Raw genomic sequence first — 7754 nt, forward strand, 5'->3', positions numbered from 1 at the left:
CTTTTTTTGGATTTTGGTTATTGTTACACGAATACAAAATTCCAATAAGAAAAATTAAAATTATTATACATTTTCTTTTCATAATTCTTTTTTTTCTCCATTTTCGGTTAAAATTGTCGCTAACGTCTCGTGGCTTGCAGAAGTTGGGGATTTGGTTAGCCTAAACTTTCAGTAAATCACTGAACACAAAAGTACAAAACAATGTGTAAAGTCAAGACCAAAACCCCAATTTTTGCAAACCGCTGTTAGTGGCTGTTTTTATTTTTCAACAGGATATTTTCCAACGCTTTTTATTCCATTTTCTGTAAATTTCAATATTTCTGATGTTATTGGATAGCCTGAATTTCTATATTCTTCAACTACAACCTCTCCAATTCTAATTGAAAAAAAAAGTTGAGGAAAGTTGGCTTAAATGTTTAGACTTAAATTACGAACTTGAATATACTGCAAAGCCAAAAGAAAATAAATCCATTCAAGCAACATTTTGGAAGTTAAGCATTGACGAAATTATAAAAGTGGATTTTTTTACTGCAAGATGAGAAACTGAAAACAAAATAAATCAATTAAATAGAAAAACATCGTAAATAAAAGCACTACACACAACAGCGGTTTGGCGCAATTGGGGTTTTAGGCAAACTTTAAAGTTGGTTTTGTACTTGAAAGTTCAGTCTTTAATTTATACATTTGGCTAACCAAATCCCCAACTGACGCCAAGCCACGAGACGTTGTGTGTAATATTTCCCAAAAATACTGCTAAAATTAAAATTAAAATTTATACTTTTGATACTATCAAATGATATTATCAAAATATGAAACCACCCTACGAAATAACTTCTCTAATCTTAAAATATGTTTCTTCAATTTCTGAAAAAATAGGAGAAGTAAATGCAAAATATTTAATAAAAACTAATCCACAATTACGAAAGCAAAATCAGATAAAAACAATACATTCTTCATTAAGCATAGAAGGAAATACTTTGTCAGTTGAACAAGTTACTGCAATATTGGAAAACAAAAGAGTTGTTGGACCTCAGAAAGATATTACAGAAGTGCTAAACGCTTTAGAAGTTTATAAGGACATAAAATATTTAAAGTGTCATTCCGAGAAAGATTTTTTAAAAGCCCATAAAATCCTGATGACTAATCTAATTGAAAATTCCGGGAAATATAGAAGAAAAGGTGTTGGAATTGTAAAAGGTTTGAAAGTGGAACATATTGCGCCACCTTATGAAAATGTACCATTTCTGATGAAAGATTTATTTAAATATTTAAAAGACAAATCTGAAATCTCATTAATTAAAAGTTGTGTTTTTCATTACGAAATGGAATTTATTCATCCTTTTATGGACGGAAACGGTAGAATGGGAAGATTATGGCAAACTTTAATTTTAATGGAAGAATATTCTGTTTTTGAATATTTACCATTTGAAACATTAATATCAAAAAATCAAACAGAATATTACAATTCTTTATCAATTTCAGATAAAGAAGGAAAATCAACTAAGTTCATCGAATATATGTTGAATATTATAGACCAATCTTTAAGTGAACTTTTAGAAAACTCAATAAAAAAACTTTCAGACGAAAATAGAATTCAAATTTTCATAGAAATATTTGAAGAAGAATTTACAAGAAAGGATTATCTAATTTATTTCAAGGATTTATCGTCAGCTACTGCCAGTAGAGATTTAAAAAAAGCAGTTGAAAATGGAATCATTTCAAAACAAGGTGATAAAAAGACAACAACATACAGAAAAAATTAATACTACACACAACAGCGGTTTGCAAAAATTGGGGTTTGAGTCTTGAATTTACACATTGTTTTGTACTTTTTTGGTCAGTGATTTACGATGAGTTTAGGCTAACCAAATCCCCAACTTCTGCAAGCCACGATACGTTGTACGTAATTTTCGCCAAACTTTGTAGATAAAAATACTCTATAATTTAGACTTAAACTTTTCTGAAAATATGAAAGAAATAAAACTAAACAAAACACAATTTGCAATATTCAACGACAATGATCAATTTCAATTATTTTGCGATGAAGATGGTTTTCCAGATTTTGAAGATTTTGATTTAGAAGTCGAAAATCTTTATAAACAGGTCGATTACATTATTGTAACAGAAAATGATTAGATTTATGCAGAAAAAAATAACGAACGAGTACAAATAAGCTCTCACGCAGATCAGGGTTTTATGATTGCACTTCAAGTCGTGGAAGATTTTAACTAAATGTGTAAATGTGCAACAGACAAAACTCCTAAAACTCCTCAATTCGAGAAGAAGTTTACACTTGCACAATATTTTAATTCTCATTGGGATGATTATGTTTTAGCACCAAATCATTTTATAAAACCCGAACAATACAAGGCTGTAAACGCAATCAGGCTTTGTCGAACTGATGCTCTTGGAAAAGATATTTATGCCTGTAAAGATTGTGGAAACACAATCGAAATTAGACACAATTGCAAAAATAGATTTTGCCCAACTTGCTCTTGGAGAGACACCTTAAAATGGGGCGATAGAATATTCAATTCATTAATGGCAATACCTCACAGACACGTAGTAGTAACATTGCCACATTCTTTGAATAATTTAGTGATGAAAAATCAAAAAGATTTGACAAGCGCATTATTGGAAATTTCTAGTAATTTAATGAAGGATATTATCCTGAAAAAATTTCATTTACACGCAGGTGTTATTGCTGTTTTACACACCTTTGGAGAAAAAAAAAATTTACATTTACACGTTCATATGATAGTGTCTTGGGGTGGCGTTTGTGCATCGACTGGAAAATTAAAAGCACTTGAAAATCCTTATATCAATTATAACCAACTCAAAGAATCTTTCAAAAATAAGTATTTGAATAGAATTAAAAGATTTTACAAAAAAAACGAATTGGTACATCGTTTCGAGAATCAAATTGCTTTCGAAAAATTCATAACAGATCTAGACAAACAAAAATGGATTTTGCACCTCGAACCACCAATGAAAACTGCTATTCAAGTAGTAAATTATATTGGAAGATACTCCAAAAGAGCCTGTATTAGCGAATACAAAATAACTGATATTAAAGATGAATTCATATCATTCAAACACAAAGATTACAGAGAATTAGATGCCAACGGAAAAGCTGTTGAGAAAATTTTGACACTACATTATTCCCAATTTTTTCCATTATTGTTACAACACGTACCACTACCCTATTTTAGATTAGTGCGTTATTATGGAGCCTATAATTCAAATAGCATTATACACAAAAAACAACTATTTGTAAACCAAAAACCAGAAGTTACAGCACAAATTGAAGAAAAACCAAACCAGATTTCACAATCAATAATCCTTGAAATTTTCAATGATTCAATTCAATGTAAAAGTTGTAAAGGAGAAATGATTTATGTACAAACAAAGGTTATAAGGGAATTTAAAATCCAAAAAATATACAAAAAACAAGAATTATTAAGAAGAATTGAAAATTTAAAAAATGTGGCATAATTATTCAAAGGGAACGTGTGTTTAAACAAAAAAAAAAATGCCTTTTTTTTAACAAAAAAACTATATTTGAAGTAATGAAATTGGAATTTATGAATATTGACAACGAAATATCAAAATTTGAAAAATCAAATAATTTACTCACATCAAAAAAAAGGGTTGAAGTTCTTAATAATATAATAATAGTATCAAAAAACTACGCACAACAGCGGTTTGGCGCAATTGGGGTTTTAGGCAAACTTTAAAGTTGGTTTTGTACTTGCAAGTTGGTTTTTAAATCGATACATTTGGCTAACCAAATCCCCAACTGACGCCAAGCCACGAGACGTTGTGTGTAATTATCAAAAAAATCGTGGAAAAAACTAGATTTTAACTAAATAAAACTAAAAAATGATTACATCTCTATTCTTAAGACATTTTAAAATTTATAAAGGGATAAGTTTTATACCAATATCTGAAGGAAATGGATTTTCAAGTCTAATAGGAGAAAATGGTGTAGGCAAAAGCTCTGTATTAGAGGCTTTAGATTTTGCAATTAACAAGAAAAATAACCAAGAATGGCCAATAAATAACGAAGCAAAAAATGAGGGTGGACTTGGTGGTGCAAATATTCCATTTATTGCGCCAGTATTTTTAATAAAAAAAGATGTTTTAAAAAAAAGCAAAAGGGAAGACGCTGAAAATTTTGAAAAAGCAGTGAAACTTTCCAATTTCCTTTGGAATACAAAATATAAGACGAAAACTAAATCGTTAGACGAATTTTATGATCATCGAGAGGAATTAAAAGCAGTTTACAACAATGAAGAATATTTACTACTAATCATTGGAAAAAAATACAACGAAAGCGGTATCTATTTTGGCTCATATCATAATTACTTAAATTTTATAAATGAAAATCCAGCAATTCAGCATAGCGAAGATGAATTACAAAAATACTTTAAAGGCTTTTATGATTATATAATTTCTCACTATTCATACATTTATATTCCAGTAGAAACAGATGTTAATACTTACACAAAACTGGAAACACAAGATATGCAAAAATTAATGGATAGGAATATTCAATCAGAAATTGAAAAAGCTATCAAGCCTCAAACTCTTAAACAAATAAATAAAGATTTAGACAATTTTGTAAAAGATATTGAAGGTGTTTTGGAAATTTATGAATATAAGGGTCATTTTAAAAACAGTCTTACAATGCCCGACTTAGTGTCAAAAATCATTGAAGCTTATTTTTCTATTAAAGTATTAAATAGAAAATCTGAAAATGATACAAAAAGAATTCCAGTAAGTGAATTAAGTTCAGGAGAGAAAAGAAAAGCTCTAATCGATGTCGCTTATTCTTTTTTGTTAAAAAATAACGACCGAGATAGTAATATTATTTTGGCTATAGATGAACCAGAAGCATCTTTACATATCTCAAGTTGTTACGGACAATTTGAAAAACTTATTAAGATTAGTAAGCAAAATCATCAGATAATCATTTCAACACATTGGTACGGCTATCTTCCCGTTGTTACTAACGGAAGTGCTACGTCTATACGGAAAAACAATAAAAATGAAATTTCGATAGATTATTTTAATCTCTATAATTATCGTGAAACTATAACTCAATCAAGAAAAAAAATAAAAGGACAACTACCAATAGATTACAATATCAAAAGTTATAACGATTTAGTACAATCCATTATATTTTCTTTACTACAAGAAAATAACTATAATTGGATAATTTGTGAAGGATTGTCCGAAAAAATTTATTTCACAGAAATGTTCAAAGATCAAATCAAAAATAACAATTTAAGAGTATTACCATTAGGAAGTTTTAAGGAAGTTAAAAAATATATATGTATCTTTTATCACCAATAAAAGATCCAGATTACACAATAAAAGGTAAAGTATTTTGCTTAATTGACACAGACACCGAAAAAGTTGAAGTTCCATATGAACTTAATAAAAACTTATTTTTTGAAAGATTATTAAATAAAGATGAAGGAACAGTTTTAATTGATGTAAACAGCAATTTGATGAATCCACCAACTGAAATAGAAGATTGTTTAGATCCTATTATGTATTATCAAACCTTGATGGAATTTTCAGAAGAAGACAATAAAATTAAAACAATACTACAAAATAATAGTTTAATCGAAACTGCAAAAAATTCAAGTGAATTTTTAGATTTAAAGACAAGTGAAAAGAAAAGTATTAAAGAATTTTTTGATGGAAATGAAGGATTCAATAAAGTAAGATTTGCAAAAAAGTATACTGAAATATCAAAACAAAATTTTTACTCTGACGTTGAAAGTTTAAATTGGATTAATAATATAAAGAAAAGGATAAAATAACTACACACAACAGCGGTTTGCAAAAATTGGGGTTTTGGTCTTGACTTTATACATTGTTTTGTACTTTTGTGGTCAGTGATTAACCGGAGTTTAGGCTAGCCAAATCCCCAACTTCTACAAGCCACGAGACGTTGGCAGAAATAGCCCCAAAAAACGCCGAATATAATAACTTAAAATAAAAAAATGGCAAAACCGAAAATATTTGTTAGTTCAACTTACTATGATTTAAGACATATCAGAAGCGATATAGAAAGATTTATTAAAGACCAAGGTTACGATTCTGTTCTCAATGAACAAGGCAATATTGCTTACGGAAAGGATGAAAAATTGGAGGATTATTGCTACAAAGAAATAAATAATGTAGACATTTTAGTATCAATTATCGGAGGAAGATATGGTTCTGAAAGTAAAAATGATAATAATTCCATATCACAAATGGAACTCAAAACTGCATACGATTTGAACAAACAAGTTTATATTTTTATTGAGAAAAGTGTCTATAACGAATATCAATTTTATTTAAAAAACAAAGAAAATGATTCAATAATTTATACATATGCAGACAATGTAAAAATTCATCATTTTATCGAATTTGTCGAATCACTTCCAAATAATAATACTATTCACGGTTTTGAAACAAGTGCAGATATTAGTTCATTTCTTAAAGAACAATGGGCTGGACTGTTTCAAAGATTTTTACAAAATCAAACAAGAAATAAGGAACTTAATGTAATAAAAGGTATAGAGAATACTGCAAAAACCTTAAATCAATTAGTTACATTTCTAACAGAAGAAAAAAGAGGTTCTGATAATGCAATAAATGAAATTTTGTTGAGTAATCATCCTGCTATGGAACAAATTAAAGATTTATTAAAAATTCCTTACAGAGTATTTTTCGTAAACAAAGAAGAATTTCACGATTTGTTAAAAGCGCGAAGTTTTAGAGATGATGATTCAGATTTACCATTTGGTAATGAAGAAAATTGGTCTATGGAAAAAGGTAATATTAGATACAACTTAAATTATTCATCAGAAATATTTAATTCAGACAATAAACTAAAAGTTTACACAAAGGAAGAATGGAATCCAAAATTTATTAAATTGACACAGTCCGAAGTAGTCGACGATTTACCGTTCTAAAACTACTTCTGCCAACAGCGGTTTGGCGCAATTGGGGTTTTCGGCAAACTTTAAAGTTGGTTTTGTACTTGGAAGTTCGGTCTTTAATTTATACATTTGGTTAACCAAATCCCCAACTGACGCCAAGCCACGAGACGTTGTCGGCAACCCGCTCAAAAAACCGCATAAAAACAATTTAATAACACAAAATAGTTTATTTACACAATTGATTATTATATATTTACAAAAAAAAATCTATATGAAAAACCTAATCTCAATATTAATAATTAGCACATTTTTAAGTTGTTGCTCCAAAGACACTAACGTTATTGGCAACCCAGCAAGTGACCAACTTCCACCTGAAACCCAAACAGGAGCAAATACAGTTGGTTGTCTAGTTAACGGAAAAGTTTTTTTACCAAAAGCAGAAGGAATTAACCCAGAAGTAAACTGTTTCTATCAATTAGTCAATGGAGAGTATTTTTTTGGAATGGCTTTTTTTGATTTAACAAATAGCTCAAGCCCCGGAGTTATGATTCAAAATAGAAAATCTGCACTTATTGTAGGACAAACATATATATTGAATAAAAACATTAATGACAATGGGAATTTTACGGGAAGTGGAGGGAACTATGACCCAAATCCAAGCAACCGTTTTTTTACAAATATAATTAATTCAGGAGAATTAAAAATCACAAAACTTGACCCAGCAAACTCCATCATTTCAGGAATATTTTGGTTCGATGCAGAAAATGCAAAAGGCGAAAAAGTACAAATAAGACAAGGTCGTTTTGACTGGAG

General features: G+C 29.1%; 8 protein-coding genes. All 8 read left to right on the plus strand.

Annotation, left to right across the window (positions count from 1 at the left end):
* Positions 1-809: 809 nt before the first annotated feature.
* A complete protein-coding gene (locus tag RMO83_RS07130) occupies positions 810-1763 on the plus strand; it encodes a Fic family protein (RefSeq protein ID WP_310558986.1) in 954 nt (317 codons plus the stop codon).
* Between the two features lie 205 nt (positions 1764-1968).
* Positions 1969-2136, plus strand: coding sequence for a hypothetical protein (locus RMO83_RS07135; RefSeq protein ID WP_310558987.1), 168 nt, complete (start codon positions 1969-1971; stop codon positions 2134-2136).
* A gap of 96 nt (positions 2137-2232) precedes the next feature.
* Positions 2233-3495, plus strand: a complete 1263-nt coding sequence (locus RMO83_RS07140; protein ID WP_310558988.1) for a transposase — start codon at positions 2233-2235, stop codon at positions 3493-3495.
* A gap of 89 nt (positions 3496-3584) precedes the next feature.
* The gene (locus RMO83_RS07145) at positions 3585-3737 is read left to right on the plus strand and encodes a hypothetical protein (protein WP_310558989.1); all 153 of its coding nucleotides are present in this window, start codon (positions 3585-3587) and stop codon (positions 3735-3737) included.
* 145 nt (positions 3738-3882) lie between these two features.
* On the plus strand, positions 3883-5358 hold the full coding sequence (locus tag RMO83_RS07150) for an AAA family ATPase (RefSeq protein WP_310558990.1): 1476 nt from the start codon (positions 3883-3885) through the stop codon (positions 5356-5358).
* A complete protein-coding gene (locus RMO83_RS07155; RefSeq protein ID WP_310558991.1) occupies positions 5337-5834 on the plus strand; it encodes a hypothetical protein in 498 nt (165 codons plus the stop codon). Before RMO83_RS07150 ends, RMO83_RS07155 begins: the two co-directional genes overlap by 22 nt.
* A 183-nt stretch (positions 5835-6017) precedes the next feature.
* Positions 6018-6974 carry a DUF4062 domain-containing protein gene (locus RMO83_RS07160; RefSeq protein WP_310558992.1) on the plus strand — a complete coding sequence of 319 codons (957 nt, stop codon included), beginning with the start codon at positions 6018-6020 and terminating at the stop codon, positions 6972-6974.
* A 238-nt stretch (positions 6975-7212) separates the two neighbouring features.
* Positions 7213-7754: hypothetical protein (locus RMO83_RS07165; protein WP_310558993.1), on the plus strand; the 542-nt coding region annotated here is incomplete at its 3' end.

Origin of the sequence: Flavobacterium sp. (assembly GCF_031423415.1) — a bacterium.
Classification (GTDB): Bacteria; Bacteroidota; Bacteroidia; order Flavobacteriales; family Flavobacteriaceae; genus Flavobacterium.

Bases quoted from the DNA above. Each gene is read 5' to 3' on its own strand.
- RMO83_RS07130 (WP_310558986.1), top strand. From the start codon at position 810: ATGAAACCACCCTACGAAATAACTTCTCTAATCTTAAAATATGTTTCT.
- RMO83_RS07135 (WP_310558987.1), top strand. From the start codon at position 1,969: ATGAAAGAAATAAAACTAAACAAAACACAATTTGCAATATTCAACGAC.
- RMO83_RS07140 (WP_310558988.1), top strand. From the start codon at position 2,233: ATGTGTAAATGTGCAACAGACAAAACTCCTAAAACTCCTCAATTCGAG.
- RMO83_RS07145 (WP_310558989.1), top strand. From the start codon at position 3,585: ATGAATATTGACAACGAAATATCAAAATTTGAAAAATCAAATAATTTA.
- RMO83_RS07150 (WP_310558990.1), top strand. From the start codon at position 3,883: ATGATTACATCTCTATTCTTAAGACATTTTAAAATTTATAAAGGGATA.
- RMO83_RS07155 (WP_310558991.1), top strand. From the start codon at position 5,337: ATGTATCTTTTATCACCAATAAAAGATCCAGATTACACAATAAAAGGT.
- RMO83_RS07160 (WP_310558992.1), top strand. From the start codon at position 6,018: ATGGCAAAACCGAAAATATTTGTTAGTTCAACTTACTATGATTTAAGA.